Source organism: Rhodanobacter sp. Root179, from assembly GCF_001428465.1.
GTDB lineage: Bacteria > Pseudomonadota > Gammaproteobacteria > Xanthomonadales > Rhodanobacteraceae > Rhodanobacter.
This window is the reverse complement of record NZ_LMHR01000088.1, coordinates 410304-433921: the sequence shown is the minus strand read 5'-3', so window position 1 is coordinate 433921 and position 23618 is coordinate 410304. Positions and strand designations below refer to the sequence as shown.

18 protein-coding genes and 1 tRNA gene are annotated in these 23618 nt (G+C 66.4%); 7 read left to right on the top strand and 12 right to left on the bottom strand.

Annotated features, from left to right (window positions below; all coding sequences use genetic code 11):
- Nucleotides 1-3: 3 nt before the first annotated feature.
- Complete coding sequence (locus ASD82_RS17075; RefSeq protein WP_056719060.1) at nt 4-1017, bottom strand: zinc-binding alcohol dehydrogenase family protein; 1014 nt, start codon at nt 1015-1017, stop codon at nt 4-6.
- 96 nt (nt 1018-1113) lie between these two features.
- On the opposite strand from ASD82_RS17075, the gene ASD82_RS17070 reads away from it, so the two are divergent.
- Nucleotides 1114-2106: a LysR family transcriptional regulator gene (locus ASD82_RS17070; protein WP_056719058.1), complete on the top strand. Its 993-nt coding sequence runs from the start codon at nt 1114-1116 to the stop codon at nt 2104-2106.
- Between the two features lie 92 nt (nt 2107-2198).
- On the opposite strand, the gene rsgA is transcribed toward ASD82_RS17070, so the two are convergent.
- On the bottom strand, nt 2199-3254 hold the full coding sequence (gene rsgA, locus ASD82_RS17065) for a ribosome small subunit-dependent GTPase A (protein ID WP_056719056.1): 1056 nt from the start codon (nt 3252-3254) through the stop codon (nt 2199-2201).
- 612 nt (nt 3255-3866) lie between these two features.
- Here rsgA and ASD82_RS17860 point away from each other — a divergent pair.
- Nucleotides 3867-4142 (top strand): hypothetical protein, encoded by a 276-nt coding sequence (locus tag ASD82_RS17860; RefSeq protein ID WP_157598924.1) that lies wholly within the window; start codon nt 3867-3869, stop codon nt 4140-4142.
- Nucleotides 4143-4939: 797 nt separating this feature from the next.
- Here ASD82_RS17860 and ASD82_RS17060 read toward each other — a convergent pair.
- The 5 genes from ASD82_RS17060 to ASD82_RS17040 form a co-directional block, all read right to left on the bottom strand.
- Nucleotides 4940-5029: transfer RNA gene (locus ASD82_RS17060), tRNA-Ser, on the bottom strand.
- 203 nt (nt 5030-5232) lie between these two features.
- Nucleotides 5233-5616, bottom strand: a complete 384-nt coding sequence (locus ASD82_RS17055) for a hypothetical protein (protein ID WP_056719054.1) — start codon at nt 5614-5616, stop codon at nt 5233-5235.
- Nucleotides 5613-6893: a serine--tRNA ligase gene (gene serS, locus ASD82_RS17050; RefSeq protein WP_056719053.1), complete on the bottom strand. Its 1281-nt coding sequence runs from the start codon at nt 6891-6893 to the stop codon at nt 5613-5615. Before serS ends, ASD82_RS17055 begins: the two co-directional genes overlap by 4 nt.
- 257 nt (nt 6894-7150) lie before the next feature.
- The gene (locus tag ASD82_RS17045) at nt 7151-7729 is read right to left on the bottom strand and encodes a hypothetical protein (RefSeq protein WP_056719051.1); all 579 of its coding nucleotides are present in this window, start codon (nt 7727-7729) and stop codon (nt 7151-7153) included.
- A gap of 78 nt (nt 7730-7807) precedes the next feature.
- The gene (locus ASD82_RS17040; RefSeq protein ID WP_056719049.1) at nt 7808-9145 is read right to left on the bottom strand and encodes a replication-associated recombination protein A; all 1338 of its coding nucleotides are present in this window, start codon (nt 9143-9145) and stop codon (nt 7808-7810) included.
- Between the two features lie 210 nt (nt 9146-9355).
- Here ASD82_RS17040 and ASD82_RS17035 point away from each other — a divergent pair, with 210 nt between their 5' ends.
- Nucleotides 9356-12397 (top strand): ligand-binding sensor domain-containing diguanylate cyclase, encoded by a 3042-nt coding sequence (locus ASD82_RS17035; RefSeq protein ID WP_235580747.1) that lies wholly within the window; start codon nt 9356-9358, stop codon nt 12395-12397.
- A gap of 77 nt (nt 12398-12474) precedes the next feature.
- Here the strand turns inward: ASD82_RS17035 and ASD82_RS17030 are convergent, their stop codons facing one another.
- The 4 genes from ASD82_RS17030 to ald form a co-directional block, all read right to left on the bottom strand.
- Nucleotides 12475-13167, bottom strand: coding sequence for a YoaK family protein (locus ASD82_RS17030; RefSeq protein ID WP_056719047.1), 693 nt, complete (start codon nt 13165-13167; stop codon nt 12475-12477).
- Between the two features lie 7 nt (nt 13168-13174).
- Nucleotides 13175-13834, bottom strand: coding sequence for an outer membrane lipoprotein chaperone LolA (gene lolA / locus ASD82_RS17025; RefSeq protein WP_056719044.1), 660 nt, complete (start codon nt 13832-13834; stop codon nt 13175-13177).
- An 84-nt stretch (nt 13835-13918) separates the two neighbouring features.
- The gene (locus tag ASD82_RS17020) at nt 13919-16246 is read right to left on the bottom strand and encodes a DNA translocase FtsK (protein WP_056719042.1); all 2328 of its coding nucleotides are present in this window, start codon (nt 16244-16246) and stop codon (nt 13919-13921) included.
- A gap of 30 nt (nt 16247-16276) precedes the next feature.
- Nucleotides 16277-17341 (bottom strand): alanine dehydrogenase, encoded by a 1065-nt coding sequence (gene ald / locus ASD82_RS17015; RefSeq protein WP_056719040.1) that lies wholly within the window; start codon nt 17339-17341, stop codon nt 16277-16279.
- A 216-nt stretch (nt 17342-17557) separates the two neighbouring features.
- On the opposite strand from ald, the gene trxB reads away from it, so the two are divergent.
- The 3 genes from trxB (at nt 17558) to aat (ending at nt 20634) form a co-directional block, all read left to right on the top strand.
- On the top strand, nt 17558-18520 hold the full coding sequence (gene trxB, locus ASD82_RS17010; RefSeq protein WP_056719038.1) for a thioredoxin-disulfide reductase: 963 nt from the start codon (nt 17558-17560) through the stop codon (nt 18518-18520).
- Nucleotides 18521-18751: 231 nt separating this feature from the next.
- Nucleotides 18752-19897 (top strand): GNAT family N-acetyltransferase, encoded by a 1146-nt coding sequence (locus ASD82_RS17005; protein WP_056719036.1) that lies wholly within the window; start codon nt 18752-18754, stop codon nt 19895-19897.
- Nucleotides 19894-20634 (top strand): leucyl/phenylalanyl-tRNA--protein transferase, encoded by a 741-nt coding sequence (aat, locus tag ASD82_RS17000; RefSeq protein WP_056719033.1) that lies wholly within the window; start codon nt 19894-19896, stop codon nt 20632-20634. Before ASD82_RS17005 ends, aat begins: the two co-directional genes overlap by 4 nt.
- Before the next feature lie 24 nt (nt 20635-20658).
- Here the strand turns inward: aat and ispG are convergent, their stop codons facing one another.
- Nucleotides 20659-21918, bottom strand: a complete 1260-nt coding sequence (ispG, locus tag ASD82_RS16995; protein ID WP_056719024.1) for a flavodoxin-dependent (E)-4-hydroxy-3-methylbut-2-enyl-diphosphate synthase — start codon at nt 21916-21918, stop codon at nt 20659-20661.
- 227 nt (nt 21919-22145) lie between these two features.
- On the opposite strand from ispG, the gene ccoN reads away from it, so the two are divergent.
- Entirely contained in the window at nt 22146-23612 is a 1467-nt protein-coding gene (gene ccoN / locus ASD82_RS16990; RefSeq protein WP_056719023.1) for a cytochrome-c oxidase, cbb3-type subunit I, read from the top strand.
- Nucleotides 23613-23618: the final 6 nt, after the last annotated feature.

Below are 23618 nucleotides of genomic sequence, written 5' to 3'. Positions count from 1 at the left end.
GGATTAGCGAGCGGCAACGACGACTTTGCCGATCATGTTGCCGGCCTCGACCAGCGCGTGGGCCTGGCGCAGGCCGGCGGCATCGAGGCCGTCGATGCGTCGGGTGAGCGTGTGCACGACATCGCCACGATCGACCAGTTCGGCCATGCGACGCAGCAAGGCGTGCTGGCGGGCGATGCTGCGCGTGGTGAAAATCGGGCGCGTGTACATCAGCTCCCAATGGATCGAAATGGACTTGTTCTTGAACGGCCCGATGTCGAGCATCTTCGGATCGTCGATCAGCGCGAACTTGCCTTCCGGGCGCATCACCGCGGCGATCTGCGGCACGTAGCCGGCGCTCTCGTTGAGTCCCACCACGAAATCGACTTCCTCGATGCCCAACGCCGACAACTGCGGCGCCCACGGCTCGCGATGGTTGATGACGTGGTGGGCGCCGTGCGCCAGCACCCACTCGCGCGTCTCCGCCCGCGAAGCCGTGCCGATGATGGTGACGCCGGTCAACCGGCGTGCGAGCTGGGTCAGAATGGAACCCACGCCGCCGGCCGCACCCGTCACCAGCAGCACGGTGTTCTCGGTGGGATCGACTTCGTGGATGCGCAGGCGGTCGAACAGCAGTTCCCACGCGGTGATGGCGGTCAGCGGCAGCGAAGCCGCTTCGGCTAAATCCAGCGACCGGGGCATCGGACCCACGATGCGCTCGTCGACCGCATGCAGCTCGCTGCTGCTGCCCGGCCGCGTGATGTCACCTGCATACCAGACGCGATCGCCGGGCTTGAAATGCGTGGCCAGCGGTCCCGTCGCCCGGACGATCCCGGCGGCATCCCAACCCGGGATGCGCGCGGCTCCGTCCGGAACCTCGCCATGAGCCCGGATCTTGGTGTCCACCGGATTCACCGAGACGGCTTTCACTTCGACAAGCAGATCGTGGTCGCGCAACTCCGGCGTGGCGACCTCGATGTCCTGCAAGGCCTCGGGGTGATCGATCGGAAGATTCTGGTAGAAGCCGACAGCTTTCATGGCGTGCGCCCGGTGTGGTGAGGGGCACAGTCTGGCGAGTCTCGCTTTGTCGAAAAATGGGTTAATGTCGGTAACACTTTCCGACTTTCAAAGAAAATGATCCGACTCGACGACATCCAGATCTTCGTGCAGGCGGTCGAAGCGCAGAGCTTTTCCGAGGCGGCTCGCCAGCTCAATATCGCCCCCGGCCTGGCCAGCGCCGCGGTGCAGCGACTGGAAAAGGCGCTGGATACCCGGTTGTTCGTGCGCTCCACCCGAAGCATGCAACTGTCGACCGAGGGCGAGCGGTACCTGCCGCATGCGCGTGCCATGCTCGAGGCGCAATCGCAAGGCCAGCGCGCGCTGGCCAGCGGCCAGGACACGCTGTCCGGCAGCCTTCGTCTGTCGGTGCCTTCGGACTTCGGAAGGAATCTTCTGCTGGGCTGGCTCGACGAATTCCAGCGCCTGCATCCCGCGCTGTCGCTGCACGTGCGGATGAGCGATCGCGCCGCCGCCCTGACCCGCGAACCGCTGGATGCGGTCGTGCGCTACGGCGCATTGTCGGACTCGTCGCTGGTCGCCATACCGCTCGTCAACAACAACCGACGCGCGTTATGCGCGGCACCTGCCTACCTGGAGCGTGCGGGCACGCCCGCCAGCGTGGACGATCTCAGGCAGCACAATTGCCTGCGCTTCGTGTGGAGCGAACAACTCCACGAACGCTGGCTGTTCACCCTGCCCGGCGGCAACAAGACCGTCAGCGTATCGGGCAATCGCATCAGCGACGACGCGGACACCGTCCGTCGCTGGGCGGTGGCTGGCGAAGGGATTGTCTACAAATCGCGCCTCGACCTCATTCCGGATCTGCGCGCCGGCCGCCTGGTCGAGATCTTTCCGCCGGCCCATGGCGAGCCCTCCCCGCTCAACCTCATCTGTGCGGACCGCTCACGGCTGACGCCGACGATCACGCAGCTGAAAACCTTCCTGCAGGCGCGTTGCGCGGGCTTGCTCGACGATTACTGGCGTCATGTCGCAGCCAGTGCCGGCGCTCGAAACCCCAGGGCCAGGGCGGCCCGGTCAACGGGCGGCCGTCGAACATCGCGGAAATGACCATGCTCCAGCAGGTGCCGTCCCCGGCGCCTGTTCCCAGGTTCCGTCCTGCGCGTACATGAGGGGCTCGGACAAAGCCTCGCCCCGCACGCTCAGTAGTCGCGTCCCTTCTTCTCGCGCTGCAGCCGTTGCGCATTGCGGTTCAACACGCCGTAGTGGCGATCGTGCTCGCGACGTTCCTTCGTCGAACGCGCCGCCTGAGCGGCCTCGCGCTGCAGCTTGCGGTAGTTCGCGAGCCGGCGGCCGTCCAGCGTGCCGGCGGCGATGGCATGCTCCACCGCGCATCCGCGGTCGCCCTGGTGGCGGCAGTCGTGAAAGCGGCACTGCGCAGCGAGCCGTTCGATGTCATCGAACGCGGCACTCATGCCCGTTTCGACAGCGCCGACACGCAGCTCGCGCATTCCCGGCGTGTCGATGACCCACGCGCCCGACGGCAACGCAAACATCTCGCGCGCCGTGGTGGTGTGACGGCCGCGGGCATCGTCCTCACGAATCCCTCCGGTGGCCTGGGCCGCGCTGCCCATGAGGGTATTGGCCAGCGTCGACTTGCCGACGCCGGACGAACCAACAAAGGCCACCGTCTGCCCACCGCCCAGCCAGCCCGCCAGCGGTTCGGCACAAGCCGCCGAGGTCGCGTCGATCGGCACGCTGGCGACGGCGGGCGCGATCGTGCGCACCGCGTCGAGGTAGCTTCCGACGCCATCGCACAGATCCGCCTTGGTCAACACGATGACCGGTTCGACGCCCGCCTCGAAAGCGACCGCCAGGTAGCGCTCCAGCCGCGACAGGTTGAAGTCGTCGTTGCACGAGGTGACGATGAAGAGCGTGTCGAGGTTGGCGGCGATCGCCTGCAGCCGATGCTCCGAACCTGCCGCGATGCGGGCGATCAGGGATTGCCGCTCGAGTAACCGCAACACTCGCGGCGCCTCCATTTCAAGCAACAGCCAGTCGCCCACCGTGATCGCGGGTTCGACTGCCGCCGACAGGGTGACGCTGGCCGCACCACGTGCAGACAGCACCGACAACGCGTTGCGATGCACTCCCACGACCCGGGCCGGATAACCGGCCTCGAAATCCTGCAGGGTCAGATCGTGCGAATAGCTCAACCGCCAGCCGAGCTGGAACAGCGTAAAAGTCTGGGAATACATACGTGGAACCCCGGATAAAGACAGAACGCAGCAACCACCCATGCAGGTGGTTGAACGAAACGCCGGGTTCGACGCGTATCAGGAAGAACGGCGGATCGGCCGACGAACGGCGATCCGGGGCGCGTGTATCAGCGCAGCGCCAACCCGGCGGAAATCGTGGAATGAACAATCATGGTCAGCGACCTCCAGGCTCGGTTGGTGGAAGGGGTTTGGAGATTATCGGGTGGTCAGGTGAAGTGCAAGACCGCCGGAACGGGAGGTGCGAGCGCGGACACTGCATTCGTCCGCGCTTCGTTGCGGAGCGATTGCATGGTTCCCGACAGGACTGTTGGTGACGCGAGGCGGAAAAAATCCACTTCAGTCGGTCTGACCAAGGATGCCAGGGAAGTCAGCACTGCTTAACTTCCTCCGTCCCGGTTTCCGGTTTCCGACCTGATGTCGAACGCGAGGCTCGACCATGTATTTCGATGAGGGCTTGGCAGGAGGCAGGCGTGGGCGTTCAAAACAATCAGCCTCTTCCTACATCGAAACGTCTATCTGGTCACACTTCATCGTGCTTGAGGGACGGACGATTCACTGGCTCCAATATCGGAGCGTCAGGGAGACGTAAGCATGAATATACGACTGACCTGTTTGGCTCTCGCTGCCGTCGCAGCAGGGTCGCTGTTTTCATCTCAGCCAGCCACTGCGCAGCCCAATTGCCCCACCTGCATGGCGGCGTATTACGCGTGCGTTGCATCCGGCAAGACGACCTGCGACACCACCTACGCCACGTGCCTGCGATATTGCCCGGTGGCAGTTTCCGCCCCGAAACCGATCAAGCGCGATAAGTCGCAGGAACGAGCGATCGACAACAAAGGCGCTGTCGCGTCGCTCGCGACGCTGTAACGATCCTAGGCCACGCGGCTCCCGCGTGGCCTCTTACTACGCATGAACAGTTCGCAGTCCTGGCGCCGCTCTCCAATCAATACGCCAGCGGCCCCCGTGTCGGGCACCCATCGCTGCAGCTTGGCGTGCACTTCTGCGCTCTGAAGCGCAGCGACCATCTCGTCCGCTTCCGCCTGATGTTGCAGCGTCGGCTAGCGCCGGACACCTGTCGGTTTGTTTCCTGACTCGCGGGGTGGTCTCAGATTGTGCCGATCGCGGTGGTGTGGATATCAGCTGGTTCGCTGGCGCGTGTCGGGTTTTGCTCAAGTCGCCCGCCGCGCAGATACAGCCACACCATGATGCACCTCTGGAAACGTCGGCACGCTCTCCGAGCCAGGCACCTCTTTCGCGAGCTCTTCCTGAGATATCCGGATCCGCTTCCATATGCCAGGTATCGCACCGACCAGTCACAGACCGCGATGCCGTGCCAGCCGCGGCGCCAGGCTAGCGCACCGGTGACGCCTTCGAGCGTGACCAGGAACGGGACAGGTTCACCCTCCCCTTGAGGATGGCGGAGAGTGTGGGATTGTTCGGCTCATCCGTGAGCCTCGGCGCTGCGCGCTACGGGGCCAGCCAGGGGCTGTTCGAATTCGTTCCAGACGGATTCATCGACGACGTAGGCAGGATGCCGTAGTCGAACATCGGCGCAGCCGATGGCCCGCAGGGCGAGGCACAGGATGAGCCGAGTAACCGGTGGGTCTCATCCCAGTCGTTACCATCACAAACGCAAAACGCCCCGTAGGGGCGCTTTGCGTTTGTGGCGGAGAGAGTGGGATTCGAACCCACGGTAGGCTTACACCTACGGCAGTTTTCAAGACTGCTGCCTTAAACCGCTCGGCCATCTCTCCATAAGCTCGTTGTCTGCAGCAAGGCGCGCGTTGCGCGCCACTACGGCAGTTTTGTTCCGGGCATCCTGCCCTCCACCCCTTCGGGGCCAGCGGCTGCGCCGCTGTCCGCTTCGGCTCCTGCCTCCGCGTCAAGACTGCTGCCTTAAACCACTCGGCCATCTCTCCAAACTTGTTCGCGATCCTCTGCGAGGGTCGCCATGCTATCAGGAACCACTCTGCGGATGACCGCCGGGACGCTTCTTCGACAGCGCGACCAGGCACCCCACCAGAATCGCCACCGGAATCAGCGCCCCCAGTAGCGGGAACAGCAACACCGGTTCGCGAATGACCATCGGCACCAGTTGGGTGGCGCTGGCGAAGGCGATGATGCACAGGCGCAGGCGGCGGTTGTGGCGGGCGAACCAGAAGCTGCCGATGACCAGCAGCAGCGCGATGATCGACAGTGCCAGGTCGATCTTCGGCATCTGCCATACGCCATCGAAACCGAGGCGCATGCCGAGGACCGAGAGCAGCACCAGCATCAGGAAGTAGCTGGTGTAGAACTCGACCTTGTCCCACTTGCCAGCCGACGTGACCACGGTGTTCACGCGATGCGATCCAGCCCGGCCATGTACGGGCGCAGCACTTCGGGTACGGTGATCGAGCCGTCGGCGTTCTGGTTGTTTTCCATCACGGCGATCAGGGTGCGGCCGATGGCGAGGCCGGAGCCGTTCAAGGTGTGGACGAGTTCGGGCTTGCCGGTTTCCGCGTTGCGCACGCGGGCCTGCAGGCGGCGGGCCTGGAAGTCTTCGCAGTTGGAGCAGCTGGAGATTTCGCGGTAGGTCTGCTGGCTGGGCAGCCACACTTCGAGGTCGTAGGTCTTGACCGCGGTGAAGCCCATGTCGCCGCTGCACAACAGCATCTTGCGATACGGCAGGCCGAGTTTCTGCAGCACGGTTTCGGCGTGGCCGACCATTTCTTCGAGCTGCGCGTGTGATTGGTCGGCGCGGGCGATGTGCACCATCTCGACTTTCTCGAACTGGTGCTGGCGGATCATGCCGCGGGTGTCGCGGCCATAGCTGCCGGCCTCGGCACGGAAGCACAGGGTGTGCGCGGTCATGCGCAGCGGCAGCGCGTCGGCGTCCTGGATGGTGTCGCGCACCAGGTTGGTCAGCGAGACTTCGGCGGTGGGGATCAGGTAGCGCTTGGTCTCGCCCACTTCGGTGGCGAACAGGTCTTCCTCGAACTTCGGCAGCTGGCCGGTGCCCTGCATGCTGTCGGCGTTGACGATCACCGGCACGTTGCACTCGAGATAACCGTGCTCGCTGGTGTGCAGATCGAGCATGAACTGGCCGAGCGCGCGGTGCAGGTGGGCCAGTTGGCCGCGCAGCACGGTGAAGCGCGCGCCGGAGAGCTTGGCGCCGGCGTCGCCGTCGAGCCAGCCATGGGTTTCGCCCAGCTCGACGTGGTCTTTCACCGCGAAGTCGAACGTGCGCGGCGTGCCCCAGCGGCTGGTTTCGACGTTGCCGTGTTCGTCCTTGCCGATCGGCACCGACTCGTGCGGGATGTTCGGGATGCCCAGCGCGATGTCGGCGAGCTTCGCCTGCACCTCGGCCAGCGCCTGTTCGTTGGCCTTGAGCTTGTCGCCGATGCCGGCGACTTCCGCCATCAGCGGCGCCACGTCCTCGCCTTTCGCCTTGGCCTGGCCGATCGCCTTGGAGCGGGTGTTGCGCAGGTTCTGGAGCTCCTGCGTTTCCATCGCCAGTTGCTTGCGGCTGTTCTCCAGCGACTCGACCGCGGTGACGTCCAACGTGTAGCCACGGGTTTCGGCGAGGCGTGCGGCGGTTTCGGCGAGGCGCGAACGCAGCAGGGAGGGATCCAGCATGAGCGAAGTCCGGGTGAAGGCTTGAACCGGGAATTATCGCTGGGGGGTGGTGGTGGCTGCAATGTTGGTGCGGGTGGTGTGGGGTTTCTCTCGCTGCGCGGGCCAGAATCTGTTGTTTGAACCCGGCACTGGCTAGAACTTGTTTTCGTGGGGGCTTCACCCCTCCCCGGCCCTCCCCTGCTGCACGTCCCACAAGGGGACTTCCTGCGGTCGCAGGGAGGGAGCGAGAACCGGCTGCGCGAGTTGGATCTGGGCTTTTAGGTGGCCAGTTTGCGTTCGCTGCGGCCCAGCCACCAGGCCATCGCGGCGCCGGCGAGCAGCCAGCCGACGAGTTGTTCGACCAAGGCGGCCAGGGTGAAGTCGAGCGGGAAGCGGTACCAGTTCCAGTACGGCAGCATCGTGCTCAGCCAGGCGAACACGGCGGCGGTGGCCGCCACGCCGATGCGCCGGCGGAAGCCCATTCCGGCCAGTCCGAGGATGCAGGCCAGCGCCAGGGCGGCGAGCGTGTCCGATGCCCATTGCCGTCCGATTTGCGGGCCCATCTGCATCATGTCGTCGCCTTGCGGCAGGTAGACCACCCACGCATACGGCGAGGTCGCAGCCTTGGCCGAGTAGGCCTTGATCACCGCCTCGTCGCCCATCTGCTTCGGGTCCAGCGACGGCAGAATGTAGACGCCTGCCTGGTTGCCTAGCCCTTCATGCAGGCTGTTCAGCACCACGTTCTCGTTGGCCGGCAGCTGGATGCCGACGTTGCCCAGTCCCAGCGCCATGTGCGCCAGCACGCCCCATACGAAGATCACGATGCCGCCGATCAGACCCGCCACGAGTACGCGCATGGTTCACCCCTTCCCGGCTGACGGGCCGAATCTATGCCGGGCATCGCGGCAACGGCAAGGGAGCGTGCAGCAGCGGAATCAGCCGCCGCGGGCTTTTTCGCGGGCGGCGCGCAGGGCCAGCAGTTTTTCGCGCAGTTGCAGTTCCAGGCCACGTTCGACCGGTTCGTAGAACACGCTGCCGACCAGTTCGTCGGGCAGGCATTGCTGGTCCAGCGCGATGCCGCCTTCGGCGTCGTGGTCGTACTGGTAGCCCTTGCCGTAACCCATGCCCTTCATCAGTTTCGTCGGCGCGTTGCGGAGGTGCATCGGCACTTCCAGCGTGCCGCCCTGGCGCACCGCGTCGCGGGCCTTGTTGTAGGCCATGTAGGCCGCGTTGCTCTTGGGTGAGATGGCCAGCCAGATCGCCAGCTGGGCCAGGCCCAGCTCGCCCTCGGGGCTGCCCAGGCGCTCGTAGGTATCCCACGCGTCCAGCGCCATGCGCCAGGCGCGCGGTTCGGCCAGGCCCACGTCTTCGACCGCCATGCGGGTCATGCGGCGCGCGAGGTACAGCGGGTCGACGCCGCCATCGAGCATGCGGCACAGCCAGTACACCGCGGCGTCGGGATCGGACGAGCGCACGGATTTGTGCAGCGCCGAGATCTGGTCGTAGAACTGCTCGCCCTGCTTGTCGAAGCGGCGGGTGCGGTCGGCCAACACCTGGCTCAGCGTGGTTTCGTCGATGGTGCGTTCGTGGGCCAGCTCGGCGGCGATTTCCAGCAGGGTCAGCGCGCGGCGCACGTCGCCGTCGGCGGCCTGGGCAATCGAGTCCAGCGACTCGTCCGACACCTGCAGCTGCAGCTCGCCGAGGCCGCGTTCGTTGTCGGCCAGTGCGCGTTTCAGCGCGGCGATGATGTCGGCGGTGGAGACCGGCTCCAGCACGTGCACGCGGCAGCGCGACAGCAGCGCGGAGTTCAGTTCGAACGAGGGGTTCTCGGTGGTGGCGCCGATGAAGATGATCACGCCGCGTTCGATGTGCGGCAGGAACGCATCCTGCTGGGTCTTGTTGAAGCGGTGCACCTCGTCGACGAACAGCACGGTGCGCCGGCCCTGGGCGAAGTTCACCTCGGCCTCGGCCAGCGCCTTGCGCACGTCCGGCAGGCCCGAGAGCACGGCCGAGATCGCGCGGAAATCCGCATCGGCGTAGCGCGCCACCAGCAGCGCCAGCGTGGTCTTGCCGCAGCCGGGCGGCCCCCACAGCACCATCGAGTGGATCTTGCCGGCCTCCAGCGCGCGACGCAGCGCCTTGTCCGGGCCGACCAGGCGCTGCTGGCCCACGATTTCGTCGATGCTGGTGGGGCGCATGCGCTCGGCCAGCGGCTTGAGCGCTTCGGGTTCGGCGAACAGGCCTGGGGAGACGGGGGAAGTCGGGCGTGGCATCGGGCCATGATAAGGCATCGTCCCCCCACCGACCGGGCTCCGGAAAGCTCGCAAAATACCGCTAGAATGGCGGCACCGTGCGGCCCATGTCCGCACGGACAGGCCGGGGGGCGCGGGCAGGATGAAGTCGGGTACGGGGGAATCGTTCAAGCGGACCATCTTGCGGGCGGGCGCGAGCAGCACATGCCTGCCATGCAGCCTGCTCGATCCGTGACGCGATCGGGTCGCCAGCTGCACTGCGCGACCCTGGTCGGGTTGCTGCTGTGCCTGTTGACGGCGTTCGCGCCGGTTCGGGCCAGCGGCACCGACCCCGACCCCTGGTCGCCGTTCGATGCGCCATGGTTCAGCACGCTGGACATCGCCGAAGGCATTCCGCACTCCACCACCACGGCCGTGGTGCAGGATCGCAGCGGGTTGATCTGGATCGGCACCATCGGCGGGCTGGTCCGCTACGACGGATACCGCATCGAGGTGCTGGGCACCCGCAGTAACAACAGCCCCGGCCTGCCCGACAACTATGTGCGTTCGCTGTACGCGTTGCCCGATGGCGGCCTGCTGATCGGCACCAACGCGGGCGGCCTGGTCCGGTTCGACCCCAGCGACAACAGCTTCAAGGTGTATCCGGTCGGTCCGCAGGGGCTGTCCGATCACAAGGTCTACGCGATCAGCAGCGATCGCGCCGGTGGCGTCTGGGTCGCCACCGAGGGCGGGCTTGACCATCTCGACCTGGCCAGCGGCGCCATTCGCCGCGTCGACACCGGCAAGGCGACGGCGGCGCGCAATTTCAGCGTGCTGCAGGATCGCGACGGCAACGTCTGGCTGGGCAACAACAGCGGTTTGTTCGTACGCCACCGCGGCAGCGCCGCGTTCGTTCGCGAAACGTCCGTCGACCAGGACGCCGGCACCGTGCTGGGTGACCAGATCTGGAGCATCCTGCAGGATCGCGCCGGGCGATTGTGGGTGGGCAGCGTGCAGGCCGGCGCAGCCTGGCGCGACGCCGATGGTGACTGGCACGGCGTGCCCGGTTTCAGCGGCTACGCCAACGGTGCACGCCACCCCACCGTGCGCGACATGCTGGAGGTGGCCGACGACAAGGTGTGGATCGCCACCGACGGCAACGGCGTCATCGAATACACGCCCGGCAATACCGCCACCCACGCGATCGCCCACGATCCGGCGGTGCATTCATCGCTGCCGGGCGACTCGGTGCGATCGCTGCTGCTCGATCGTGCCGGCAACCTGTGGGTCGCCACCGACCTGGGGGTGGCGCGTACGCACCGGGGCATCCACACCGCGTTCTCGCTGCTGCCCTCGCCGCTGGACCCGAACGCGCTGAGCACGTCCAATGTGCGGGCGATCTTCGTCGACAGTCGCGCCCGGATCTGGCTGGGACTGGGCGCGGGGCACATCGACATCATCGACCTGAAGGCCGGGCGCATGAAGCACCTGCTGCTGGCCGGCAGCCAGATCCAGCGCGGCGTGCACAGCATCACCGAGGCTGCCGACGGTTCGATCCTGGTCGGCACGCAAGGCCTGGCGAGGATTGATCCCGATACGCTGGCGATCGAGAACTCGATCGTGCCCGAGCTGCACGACAAGCCCGTGCTGGGCCTGAAGCCCGATGGCGACCGCGTGGTGATCGGCACTTACGACGGCATCTATCGCTACGACCCGCGCACGCATGCGCTGGAACATCTCGGCCACCGTGCCGGCGATCCGGCCAGCCTGGCCAGCAACACGGTGCGCGAAATCGTGCGCGCGGGCAGCGAGTGGTGGTACGCCACCAGTCGCGGCATCAGCATCGCCCGCGGCAACAGCCTGCCCACCAGCTTCACCAATCTGCTGCATCGTCGCGGCGACCCCACCAGCCTGCCGCAGGACTACATCAGCTCGCTGATGGCCGCCGCGGACGGACGCGTGTGGGCCAGCACCCTGGGTGGGCTCAGCGTGCTGCACCAGCAGGACGACGGCACCTGGAGCGCGCGGACCATCGGCACCGGCGACGGCCTGTCCAGCGACAATGTCAACACCGTGCTGGCCGATGACGGCGGACAGATCTGGGCCAGCCTGTCGAACGGCGTGGCGCGGGTCGACAGCCAGACCCTGGCGGTGGCCAACCTCGGCGCCCGCGACGGCCTGCACATCGCCAGCTACGTCAGCATCGCCGCCGCCCGCGCACCCACCGGCGAACTGCTGTTCGGCGGCCAGGCCGGACTGACCGTGATCCGCCCCCACTGGCAGCCGCCGGCCAGTGCGCTGGCTCCGCTGGTGATCACCCGCGCCGAGGTCAACGGGGTGCTGGTGCCGTTCGGCAAGCTGCCCGGCGATGGCGGCAGCATCCGGCTCGATGGCGACACCCACAACCTGCGCCTGAACTTCGCCCTGCTCGACTACCAGGCCGCGATGGAGACGACGTATCGCTACCGCCTGGAAGGTTTCGACCAGAGTTGGACCGACATCCCCAAGGGCAGCGCGCCCAGCGCCAACTACACCAACCTGCCCCACGGCAGTTATCGACTGCGCCTGGTGGCGACCACTCAGGGCCTGCAGCCGCGCACGGCCGAAACGCAACTGACGGTGCTGGTCAGCCCATACTGGTACGAGACCACGCGCACCCGGATCGCCGCCGCCATCCTGCTGCTGGGGCTGATCGTGCTGCTGGTGCACCTGCGCACGCTCTATCTGCGGCACCAGGCGCGCCGGCTGCAGCGCGAGATCGACGAACATACGCAGGCGCTGCTGGCCGCCAATCGACGACTCGACGAACTGGCCAGCACCGACGGGCTGACCGGCGTCTTCAACCGCCGGCGCTTCCTGGAACTGGTGCGCACGCTCAGCGAGAAATCGCCCGACGGCGTCGCCTGCATGGCCCTGTTCGACCTGGATCGCTTCAAGCTGATCAACGACACGCACGGCCACCAGGCCGGCGACACGGTGATCTGCCAGGCGGTCGAGGTGATCACGCGGCATTGCCGGCACACCGACCTGATCGGACGCTACGGCGGCGAGGAATTCGTGCTGTGCCTGCCCGATACCCACCTGCAGCAGGCGCACGAGATCATCGAGCGCATCCGCGTCGAACTGGCCGGCATGATCCTGGTCCACGACGGCTCGCCGGTGATGGTGACGGCCAGCATCGGCATCGCCCAGCGGCAGCCGCATGAAGCCTTCGAATCGTGGTTGTCGCGCACCGACAAGGCGCTGTACCAGGCCAAGCGCAACGGCCGCAACTGCTGCGCCCTGGCCAGCTGAAAGCTGGCCAGGATCAGCGACCACCCGACTGAAAGCGGGCCAGGATCAGCGCCCGCCCAGTTGAAAACGGGCCTCGATCAACCGACGCCGGCGCGCCGTTCCATGCTGATCCGGTACTGGCGGTAGATGCTGTAGCCCAGGCCGCACAGGCCGGTGAGCGCCGCCGGCACCAGCAAGGTGCGCTCCTGCATCAGCTTGAACAGCAGCGCGCCGGCCGCGCCGCCGAGGGTGAAGGCGGTGACCACCAACACGCAGACGCGGATGCGCAAGGTATCGACCTGCAGGCCGCGCAGGCGTTGCCCGATGTAAATGCCAAGGTCGGTGAACATGCCCGACACGTGGGTGGTGCGGAACACCATGCCGCTATACGTGCTGGCCATGCCGTTCTGCAGGCCGATGGCGATCGATGCCAGGTAGATCCCCGCCGGATTGCCGCGGGTCATCAGGGGCACGGCGGCAAACAGCAGCAGCGACTCCAGCACCAGCGCCAGTCCGTAGCGCCGGCCGAGCTTGAGCGTGTGCTGCTGCACGATGATCCCGCTGAGCACGGCACCGAAAACGAAGGCCGCGACCGACAATCCCCAATGCACGATTTCGGGTCCATCGGCAGTGCCCAGCGACGCGCCCAGCAGGGTCGTCGATCCGGTCAGGTTGGTGATCGCCTGGTGGCGGAAGCCGAGGTAGCCGGCCGCATTGACGATGCCGGCAATGAAGGCCAGCACGCCGCCGCCCACCCAGGCCCAACCCGGCAATTGACGCAGGACGGGCATCGGCGGATCAGTCTTTCAGCGGCTGGGTGGTGATCACCGGCAGGTCGCCGATCACGTCGGCGCCCTGCGGCGGCACGAAGTTGAAGGTGGCCGGCGGGATCGGTGCGTTGCGCTGCCAGTTGGAAAAGCGGATGTCGGTGGTGGAACCGAGCTGGTCGCGGAACGTCATGCGGGCCAGGCCATTGGCGTCGAAGCCGAGGTCGGCGTAGTCGAACTGCGGGTCCTTCGCGGTGGAGCTGAGCCGCAGCCAGACCAGGCCGTCATGCTCGCCCTGCTCGACGACCTTGAAGTCCTTGTCCATCTGCTTGAGGTCGGTCAGCACGGTGAGCGGGCTGTGCGATTCCTCGCTGCTCTGGATGCGCACCGTCACCTGCTCCAGCTCCGGGTCGTACAGCCACACCCGGCTGCCATCGGCGACGATGGTCTGCTGGTACGGCTTCACGGTGTCCCAGCGGAACTGCCGCGGCGCCTGCAGGGCCAGCGTGCCGGAGCTGTTCTTGCTGGTGCTGCCGTTGATGTCGGTCAGGGTCTGGCTGAAATTGCCGGTCAGCGAATGCAGGCCGGTGGCAAAGGTATCCAGCCGCGCCCGCGCCGGGCCGGTGGCGGCCTGCGCCGCGGCACTCAGCAACAGCGCGGCAGCGGACAGGACGAGCATGAAGCGTTTCATCGGATTCCCCGAGAATGACGATGGAAGGAATTGTGGGCAGTGCTGGCTTAACCGAACCGTAGGAGCGCACAGGGTGCGCCGACTTCAGTTCTTCGGCGGTGGCGGCGCCAGCACTTCGCGGTTGCCATTGTGTTGGGGCGCACTGACCACGCCGTCCTGCTCCATCTGCTCGACCAGTCGCGCGGCCCGGTTGTAGCCGATGCGCAGATGCCGCTGCACGCCGGAGATCGAGGCGCGCCGCGTCTGGGTGACCACGGCCACCGCCTTGTCGTACAGCTGGGTGTCGGCATCGCCGCCTTCCTCGCCTTCCTGCGGCAGGCCGGAGTCGTTGATGAACTTGCCGTCGCTGGTGGCCTGCACTTCTTCCAGCACGCCCTCGATGTAGTTCGGCGCACCCTGCGAGCGCAACCAGTTGACCACGCCATGCACCTCGTGGTCGTCGACGAAGGCGCCGTGCACGCGCTCGGGCGTGGCGGTGCCCGGCGGCAGGTAGAGCATGTCGCCGTGGCCAAGCAGCGCTTCGGCGCCGGACTGATCAAGAATCGTGCGCGAGTCGATCTTGCTGGACACCTGGAACGCGATGCGAGTCGGGATGTTGGCCTTGATCAGGCCGGTGATCACGTCCACCGACGGACGCTGGGTGGCCAGGATCAGGTGCACGCCGGCGGCGCGCGCCTTCTGCGCCAGGCGCGCGATCAGCTCCTCCACCTTCTTGCCGACGATCATCATCATGTCGGCGAACTCGTCGATGATGATCACGATGTACGGCAGCGGCTCCAGCGGCTCGGCCGCCAGGTTCGGCATTTCCGGGTTGGGCCGGAACAAGGGGTCCAGCAGCGGCTGGCCGGCGTTCTCGGCGTCCTTCACCTTCTTGTTGAAGCCGGCCAGGTTGCGCACGCCCACCGCGGCCATCAGCTTGTAGCGGCGTTCCATCTCGGCCACGCACCAGCGCAATGCGTTGGCCGCTTCCTTCATGTCGGTGACCACCGGCGCCAGCAGGTGCGGGATGCCCTCGTACACCGAGAGCTCCAGCATCTTCGGGTCGATCATGATCATCCGCACATCCTTGGGGCTGGCCTTGTACAGCAGGCTCAGCACCATCGCGTTGACCGCCACCGACTTGCCGGAACCGGTGGTGCCGGCCACCAGCAGATGCGGCATCTTGCCGAGGTCGACCACGATGGGTTTCCCGCCGATGTCCTTGCCCAGCGCCAGCGCCAGCGGCGACTTCAGCTGGTCGTACTTGTCCGAACGCAGGATCTCGGAGAGGTAGACGATCTGCTTGTGCGTGTTGGGGATCTCCAGGCCGATCACGTTCTTGCCGGGGATCACGTCGACCACGCGCACGCTGACCACCGACAGCCCGCGGGCGATGTCCTTGTCCAGGCTCGACACCTGCGAGCCGCGGATGCCGGGCGCCGGCTCCATCTCGAAACGGGTGATCACCGGGCCGGGATAGGCGCCGACCACCTTCACGTCGATCCTGAAGTCTTTCAGCTTGAACTCGACCTGGCGCGAGAGCACTTCGAGGGTTTCCTCGGAATAGCCCGGCCCTTGGGGCGGCGCTTCGTCCAGCAGCGACAGCGGCGGCAACTCGCCCGGCGTGGCGGCGCCGACGAACAGCGGGATCTGCGTTTCCAGCCGGGCCCGTTCGCTGCGCGTCACCGGCGCGGGGGGCGCCTCGATGCGCACCGGCTCGCGCTTGGCCTGGCGCACCGCGTCGGCCTTCTTCACCACTTCGCGTTCGGTGCGCGCCTGCCGCGCGGCCATCGCCTGCGGCGCCTCGCGCAACTTGCCGCGCAGCCAGCCGGCCAGCCTCAGCACGCCCTGCCCGGTCCAGTCCATCACGCGGAACCAGGACAGCCCGGTGGCCAGGGTCACGGCGATCAGGAACAGCGCCAGCAACAGCAGCGGCGCGCCCTTGTCGCCGAACGCGCTGAGCAGCGCATCGCCGACCCACACGCCGATGATGCCGCCCACGCCCTGGGGCAGCACCGGCTCGTCATGGAAATTCAGATAGAGCAGCGCCGGCCCGGTGATGAAGAAGAACACGAAGCCGATCAGCCGCAGCGCCGGTTCCCACGGATGCACCACCCGTTCGTCGGCACGCTGGCGCAGCACCTGCACGCCCAGCAACAGCAGCAGCAGCGGGAAGCAGTAGGCCACCAGGCCGAAGATCCAGCGCAGCAGGTCGGCGATGTACGCGCCGACGGTGCCGCCGAAATTGTGCGCATGCTCCAGCTGGCCCGCATTGGTCCAGCTGGGGTCATGCGGGTTGTAGCTGAACAGGCATACCAGCAGGTATACCGCCAGCGGCAGCAGCAGCAGGGCGCCGGCTTCACGCAGCCGGCGCTTCAGCTCCTCGCTGAGGCCTTCCCTCGGTTTTTGCTTCACGTTTGCGCTTCGCGCCACCTTGGGTGCCCCCTTCCTGACTGCCAAGGGTCAGAGCATACCTTGCAGCGCCGGATGCACCAGCTTGCCGCCATCGACGTTGATGCCGACCTTCAGCGGCTCGAACTCGCGCCACTCGTTGCCGGCGGCCAGGCGCTGCACATAGGGCAGGATTGCGGCGGAGATCGCCAGCGACGAGGTCTGCGGCACGGCGCCGGGCATGTTGGTCACGCAGAAGTGGGTGACGCCATGCACGTCGTAGGTCGGCTCCTTCCAGGTGGTCGGCCTGGAGGTCTCGAAGCAGCCGCCCTGGTCGATCGCGATGTCCACCAGCACGCTGCCCGGCTCCATCGTCTTGACCATTTCTTCGGTGACCACCCGCGGCGCCTTGGCACTGGGCACCAGCACGGCGCCGACCACGATGTCGGCATCGCGCACTTCCTCGGCCACGGACGACTCGTAGGCGTACAGCGCGGTGACGTTGGGGGCCAGTTCCATCATTTCGGCCAGGCGATCCTGGCGCTTGTCGAACACCACCACGCGCGCACCGGCAGCCGCCGCCAGCGAGGCCGCGGCCTTGCCTGCGGCACCACCGCCCAGCACCACCACCTTGCCGCGCGAGGTCGAGGCCATGCCGCCCAGCAGCTTGCCCTTGCCGCCCTGCGGACGATGCAGCAGGGTGGTGCCGATCTGCGTGGCGATACGGCCGGCGATCACCGACATCGGCAGCAGCAGCGGCAGGCCGCCGTTCTCTTCCACCGATTCGAACGCCACGCCGGTCAGGCCGATGTCGAGCAGGCTCTTGGTCAGCGCCGGTTCGGCAGCCAGGTGCAGGTAGCAGAACAGCAGGTGATGCTTCTTCAGCAGGGCCAGGTCGCCGGCGATCGGCTCCTTCACCTTGACGATCAGCTCGCCCGCTTCATACAGCGCCGCGGCGTCCGGCACGATCTTGATGCCTTCCTTGACATAGGCCTCGTCGGCAAAGCCGCTCTTCAGTCCGGCGCCGGACTGGATGAACACTTCATGGCCACGACGCACCAGGTCGGCGGCGGCGGCGGGAACGAGGGCAACACGACCTTCAAGGGTCTTGGTTTCGGAGGGGATACCGATACGCATGGAGAAAGAATCCTGTGGGAGCACGTTGTAAATCCATCGCGCAACCGCCGCGGTGGTGTCGTTGATCTGCCGGCACCTTGAATCGGTGCTGCGTATTCCCCATCCTTCCGGGGTTCGTGCGCTTTGTCGTTGTCAGCCCGCGCATGGTGATGAAACCGCCGCGTGGGCTGGAGCGAATAGCCACTCAAGTCACCAGCAAACCCAAGGATTATAACCATGAGCACCCCCAAGCACAGCCGCCTGCTGATCCTCGGCTCCGGCCCCGCCGGCTACACCGCAGCGGTGTATGCGGCGCGCGCCAACCTGAAGCCGACCATGATCACCGGCCTGCAGCAGGGTGGCCAGCTGATGACCACCACCGACGTGGACAACTGGCCGGGTGACGTCGAGGGCCTGCAGGGCCCGGCACTGATGCAGCGCATGGCCGAGCACGCCGAGCGCTTCCACACCGAGATGATCTTCGACCACATCCACACGGTCGACCTGAAGCAGAAGCCCTTCCGGCTCAAGGGCGACTCCGGCGAATACACCTGTGACGCGCTGATCGTCACCACCGGCGCCACCGCCAAGTACCTGGGCATCGCCAGCGAAGAGAAGTTCAAGGGCAAGGGCGTATCCGCCTGCGCCACCTGTGACGGCTTCTTCTTCCGCGACCAGGACGTGGTGGTGATCGGCGGCGGCAATACCGCGGTCGAGGAAGCGCTGTACCTGGCCAACATCGGCCGCAAGGTCTACCTGGTGCATCGCCGCGACAAGCTGCGCGCCGAGAAGATCATGCAGGACAAGCTGTTCGAGAAGGCCGCCGCCGGCAAGATCGAGCTGGTCTGGAACCACACCATCGACGAAGTGCTCGGCGACGACAGCGGCGTCACCGGCGTGCGCGTGAAGGACGTCAACTCCGGCGTCACCCGCGACATCGAGGCCACCGGCTTCTTCGTGGCGATCGGCCACACGCCGAACACCGGCATCTTCGAAGGCCAGCTCGACATGCACGACGGCTACATCAGGATCCACAGCGGCCAGGGCGGCATGGCCACGATGACCTCGGTGCCGGGCGTATTCGCCGCCGGCGACGTCGCCGACCACGTGTATCGCCAGGCCGTGACCTCGGCCGGTTTCGGCTGCATGGCCGCGCTGGACGCCGAGCGCTGGCTCGACCAGCAGACGCCGGTGGTCTGAGGGCCGGAATCGGGAATCGGGAATCGGGAATCGGGAATCGCAAGAGCATCGCGTTCAGCGCACTCTTCTGAACAGCCGTCATTCCCGCGAAAGCGGGAATCCATTCTGTCTTGGCGAAACAGCCACATGGATTCCCGCTTTCGCGGGAATGACGCCAAAAGAGCGGCCTAGCATCGCACCCATATCCCCGTATTCCCGAATCCCCGACATCAAGGTACCCACACCCACCCCATGCACGACATCCGCTTCCACGCCGCGATCGCCGAACTGCCTGCCGCGGCGTGGGATGCGTTGCGCGCGGACGCCAATCCATTCGTGTCGCACGCTTTTCTGCAGGCGCTGGAAAGCAGCGGCTGCATCCGCCCCGACTGGGGCTGGCAGGCACATCACTTGGGCCTGTACGACGACGGCCGACTGGTTGCCGCCGCGCCGCTGTACCTGAAGGGCAACTCGCACGGCGAGTTCGTGTTCGACTGGAGCTGGGCCAGCGCGTGGGAGCGCGCCGGTGGCGATTACTACCCGAAACTTCTCAACGGCGTGCCCTACTCGCCGGTGCCCGGTCCGCGCTTGCTCGCCGGCAACGGCACGGGGCGCCTGGATCTGCAACGCGCGCTGGTGGATGCCATGCGCGCCGAATGCGACCGGCTTGGCTTGTCGTCGGTGCACGCTAACTTCCTGCAAGCGGACGAACTGGCCGCATTCGGCGATGACTGGCTGGCGCGGTCGGACGTGCAGTTCCACTGGCACAACCGGAGCTATCGCGATTTCGCCGACTTCCTGGCCGCGCTGAACCACAAGAAACGCAAGAACATCGTGCACGAACGCCGCCAGGTCGCCGCCAGCGGGCTGGCCGTGGAATGGCGCCCTGGCGACAGCCTGAGCGATGGGGAATGGTCGCGCGTGCATGAGCTGTACGAAGCGACATTCGAGATGAAGGGCAACCACGCCGCGCTGACCTCCACATTCTTCGGTCGGCTGGGCGAACTGGGTCCGGCGATCCAGCTGGCGCTGGCACGCGACGACGGCCACATCGTGGCGATGGCGCTGTTCGTCCAGGGCGGCAACGTGCTGTACGGTCGCTACTGGGGCGCCAGCGTGGACGTGCCGGGACTGCATTTCGAACTGTGCTACTACCGCGGCATCGACTACGCCATCGCGCAGGGGCTGCAGCGTTTCGAACCGGGCGCGCAAGGCGAACACAAACTGGCGCGGGGATTCCTGCCCGCGCGAACGCATTCCCGCCATTACCTGGTCAACCGGGACTTTCGCGCCGCCGTGGCGAACGCGCTCGCCGACGAGGCCGCGGCGGTCGATGATTACGCGGCGGAACTCGCCGCGCACAGTCCCTATGCCCAGCGCGAGGCGGCACCCCGATGATTCGCCTGCCCCTGTTGGACGCCCATCAATGGGACCGCTTTCCCGACCCCGGCGAGGCGCTGACCGAACCCAACGGCCTGCTGGCCTTCGGCGGCGACCTGGGTCCGGAGCGCCTGCTGGCCGCGTACAGCCAGGGCATCTTTCCGTGGTTCAGCGAGGGCGAGCCGATCCTGTGGTGGTCGCCCGACCCGCGCTGCACCTTCGACACCGCCAGCGTCCACCTCAACCGCAGCCTGCGGCGGCAACTCCGTGGCCGGCACTGGCGCCTCACCGTCGACCACGCGTTCGAACAGGTGATCCGCGCCTGCGCACAGCCGCGCCGCGACGACTCGGGCACCTGGCTGGTGCCGGCGATGATCGACGCCTATGTGCAACTGCATCGGCTGGGCCATGCGCACAGCATTGAAGTGTGGGACGGCGAGCGCCTGGTCGGCGGCATCTACGGCGTGGCGATCGGTCGGCTGTTCTGCGGCGAGTCGATGTTCAGCGCCGAAAGCGGCGGCTCGAAGCTGGCGCTGGTCGCCCTCGCTCAACTGCTGCACGCGATGGGCTTTCCCCTGCTCGACACCCAGGTCAGCAACCCGCACACGCTGGGCCTGGGCGCCGTCGAGATTCCCCGCACGACCTACCTGCAACAAGTGGCGCGACTGGGCCGGTTGCCCGGACGGATCGGCAGCTGGGCGGATCTGACGCCCGAACTGCTCCAGCCCTGCATGGCAAGCCACACGGACGGTTGACCGGCCAACCCGTTCCAGCCGCGATCAACCGGCCCGGGCGGTGTACTTGCGCGCCACGTAATCGTCGAGGATGCCCACGAATTCGTTGGCGATATTGTCGCCACGCAAGGTCATCGCCTTCTCGCCGTCGATGAACACCGGCGCCGCCGGTGCTTCGCCGTTGCCAGGCAGCGAAATGCCGATGTTGGCGTGCTTGGATTCGCCCGGGCCGTTGACGATGCAACCCATCACCGCCAGGGTGAGGTTTTCCACGCCGTCGTACTGCACCCGCCACAGCGGCATCTGCTCGCGCACGTGTTCCTGCACGGTCTTGGCCAGCTCCTGGAAGAACTCGCTGGTGGTGCGGCCGCAACCCGGGCAGGCGGTGACCAGCGGGGTGAACGAGCGCAGGCCCATGGTCTGCAGCAGTTCCTGCGCCACGATCACCTCACCGGTGCGCGAGGCGCCGGGTTCGGGCGTGAGCGAGATGCGGATGGTGTCGCCGATGCCTTCCTGCAGCAGCACGGCCAGCGCCGCGGCCGAGGCAGTGATGCCCTTGGAACCCATGCCGGCCTCGGTCAGGCCAAGATGCAGCGCGTAATCGCAGCGGATCGCCAGATCGCGATACACCGCGATCAGCTCCTGCACGCCGGAGACCTTGCACGACAGGATGATGCGGTCGCGCGGCAGGCCAAGCTTCTCGGCCAGCGCCGCCGAGTCCAGCGCCGAGCGGATCAGCGCCTCGCGCGCCACGTGCGAGGCGTCCCACGGGTCAGCGCGCTGCGCATTCTCGTCCATCAGCGCGGCGACCATGCCCTGGTCCAGCGAGCCCCAGTTGGCGCCGATGCGCACCGGCTTGTCATAGCGCAGCGCCTTTTCGATGATCGAGGCGAACTGGCTTTCGTGCTTCTTGCCGAAGCCGACGTTGCCCGGATTGATCCGGTACTTCGCCAGCGCCTCGGCGCAGGCCGGCTCGCGCTCGAGCAGCAGGTGGCCGTTGTAGTGGAAGTCGCCCACGATCGGCACGTCCACGCCCATCATCGCCAGCCGCTCGGCGATGCGCGGCACCGCGGCCGCCGCGGCCGGCGTGTTGACCGTGATGCGCACCATCTCGGAGCCGGCACGAGCCAGCTCGGCGATCTGTTTCGCGGTGCTGGCCGGATCTTCGGTGTCGGTGTTGGTCATCGACTGCACCACGATCGGCGCACCGCCGCCCACCTTCACCTTGCCCACATGCACGGCCACGCTGGGCCGGCGTTGCGCCGGCTCGGCCGGGCGCGCTTTCTGTACAGCCATCTCACTCATGGATTCAACCGGATAACAGGTCGCGATGGTTCGCGGCGATGCCGGCAAGAATACCCGATCGGGACTGCCCTTCCGTGGCAAATCGGCGCAGGCTGAACGGGCGCGCGCTGGCCCGGGGCTTTCTGCAGGCTCGTCCCATGGACGAATTGACGCAGCGGCTTGATCGGAGTCAATACGGCGCCTCATGCTTCTCTTAAAATTGCGCAGTTATCCAGCCGGGAAACCCCATGCCGAACACCGAGTATTACAACGACAGGGTCGTGCGCCAGTTCCTGCTGGCCGCCGCCGTATGGGGCATCATCGGCATGTCCGTCGGCGTCTACGCCGCCGCCGAACTGATGTGGCCGGCGCTGAACTTCGAGATCCCGTGGCTGACCTTCAGCCGCATCCGGCCCGACCACACCTTCGGCGTGATCTTCGCCTTCGGCGGCTCGGCGCTGATGGGTACCTGCTACTACGTGGTGCAGCGCACCGGCCATGCCCGCCTGGCGTTCACCAAGCTGGCCGGGTTCACCTTCTGGGGCTGGCAACTGGTCTGCGTGCTGGCGATGACCACGATGCCGCTGGGGCTGACCCAGAGCAAGGAATACGCCGAGCCGGAATGGTTCATCGACATCCTGATCGCGGTGGTCTGGGTGAGTTTCGGCGTGGTGTTCTTCGGCAGCCTGGCGCGCCGGCGCATCAAGCACATCTACGTGGCGAACTGGTACTACGGCGCGTTCATCATCGCCGTGGGCCTGTTGCACATCGTCAACAACCTGGCCCTGCCGGTGTCGTGGACCAAGTCGTACCCGATCTATTCCGGCGTGGTCGACGCGATGGTGCAGTGGTGGTACGGCCACAACGCGGTGGCGTTCTTCCTCACCGCCGGCTTCCTGGGAATGATGTACTACTTCGTGCCACGGCAGGCGCAGCAGCCACTGTGGAGCTACCGTTTCTCGATCGTCAATTTCTGGGCGCTGATCTCGGTCTACATGTGGGCCGGCGCGCACCACCTGATGTACACCGCCCTGCCCGACTGGGTGCAGTCGGTGGGCATGGCCTTCTCGCTGGTGCTGCTGATGCCCAGCCTGGGCTCGGCGGCGAACGGCCTGCTCACGTTCAACGGTTCGTGGTGGCGGCTGAAGACCGACCCCGCCGCGAAGTTCATGGTGATATCGCTGGTGTTCTACGCCGCCTCGACCTTCGAAGGCTCGATGATGGCGATCAAGACGGTGAACTCGCTGTCGCACTATACCGACTGGACCATCGCCCACGTGCACTCCGGCTCGCTGGGCTGGGTCGCGATGATCACCATCGGCTCGCTCTACGCGATGGCGCCCCGCGCACTGGGGCGGCCGGAGATGTATTCGCACAAGGGCATGGAAGTGCACTTCTGGCTGCACATCATGGGCACCTTGCTGTACGTGGGCTCGATGTGGACCGCCGGCGTCACCGAAGGCCTGATGTGGCGCGCCACCAACCCCGACGGTGCGCTGACCTACGGTTTCCTGGACAGCCTGATCGCGATCAAGCCGATGTACGTCATCCGCTGGTTGGGGGGCGTGTTCATCCTGTCGGGCATGTGGGTGATGGCGTGGAACCTCTGGCATACGGCGTCCGACGCCCGCGCGCGGCTGATCAAGCCGATTCCCGTGCCCATCCCCGAACCGGTGCCGCATCAGGTACCCGCGCCACTGCCCGCGGCCGGCTGAGGAAGA

What these genes read in the sequence shown, in the direction of transcription:
- ASD82_RS17075 (WP_056719060.1), bottom strand. Translation starts at nt 1,017, where the DNA reads ATGAAAGCTGTCGGCTTCTACCAGAATCTTCCGATCGATCACCCCGAG.
- ASD82_RS17070 (WP_056719058.1), top strand. Translation starts at nt 1,114, where the DNA reads ATGATCCGACTCGACGACATCCAGATCTTCGTGCAGGCGGTCGAAGCG.
- rsgA (WP_056719056.1), bottom strand. Translation starts at nt 3,254, where the DNA reads ATGTATTCCCAGACTTTTACGCTGTTCCAGCTCGGCTGGCGGTTGAGC.
- ASD82_RS17860 (WP_157598924.1), top strand. Translation starts at nt 3,867, where the DNA reads ATGAATATACGACTGACCTGTTTGGCTCTCGCTGCCGTCGCAGCAGGG.
- serS (WP_056719053.1), bottom strand. Translation starts at nt 6,893, where the DNA reads ATGCTGGATCCCTCCCTGCTGCGTTCGCGCCTCGCCGAAACCGCCGCA.
- ASD82_RS17045 (WP_056719051.1), bottom strand. Translation starts at nt 7,729, where the DNA reads ATGCGCGTACTCGTGGCGGGTCTGATCGGCGGCATCGTGATCTTCGTA.
- ASD82_RS17040 (WP_056719049.1), bottom strand. Translation starts at nt 9,145, where the DNA reads ATGCCACGCCCGACTTCCCCCGTCTCCCCAGGCCTGTTCGCCGAACCC.
- ASD82_RS17030 (WP_056719047.1), bottom strand. Translation starts at nt 13,167, where the DNA reads ATGCCCGTCCTGCGTCAATTGCCGGGTTGGGCCTGGGTGGGCGGCGGC.
- lolA (WP_056719044.1), bottom strand. Translation starts at nt 13,834, where the DNA reads ATGAAACGCTTCATGCTCGTCCTGTCCGCTGCCGCGCTGTTGCTGAGT.
- ald (WP_056719040.1), bottom strand. Translation starts at nt 17,341, where the DNA reads ATGCGTATCGGTATCCCCTCCGAAACCAAGACCCTTGAAGGTCGTGTT.
- trxB (WP_056719038.1), top strand. Translation starts at nt 17,558, where the DNA reads ATGAGCACCCCCAAGCACAGCCGCCTGCTGATCCTCGGCTCCGGCCCC.
- ASD82_RS17005 (WP_056719036.1), top strand. Translation starts at nt 18,752, where the DNA reads ATGCACGACATCCGCTTCCACGCCGCGATCGCCGAACTGCCTGCCGCG.
- aat (WP_056719033.1), top strand. Translation starts at nt 19,894, where the DNA reads ATGATTCGCCTGCCCCTGTTGGACGCCCATCAATGGGACCGCTTTCCC.
- ispG (WP_056719024.1), bottom strand. Translation starts at nt 21,918, where the DNA reads ATGAGTGAGATGGCTGTACAGAAAGCGCGCCCGGCCGAGCCGGCGCAA.
- ccoN (WP_056719023.1), top strand. Translation starts at nt 22,146, where the DNA reads ATGCCGAACACCGAGTATTACAACGACAGGGTCGTGCGCCAGTTCCTG.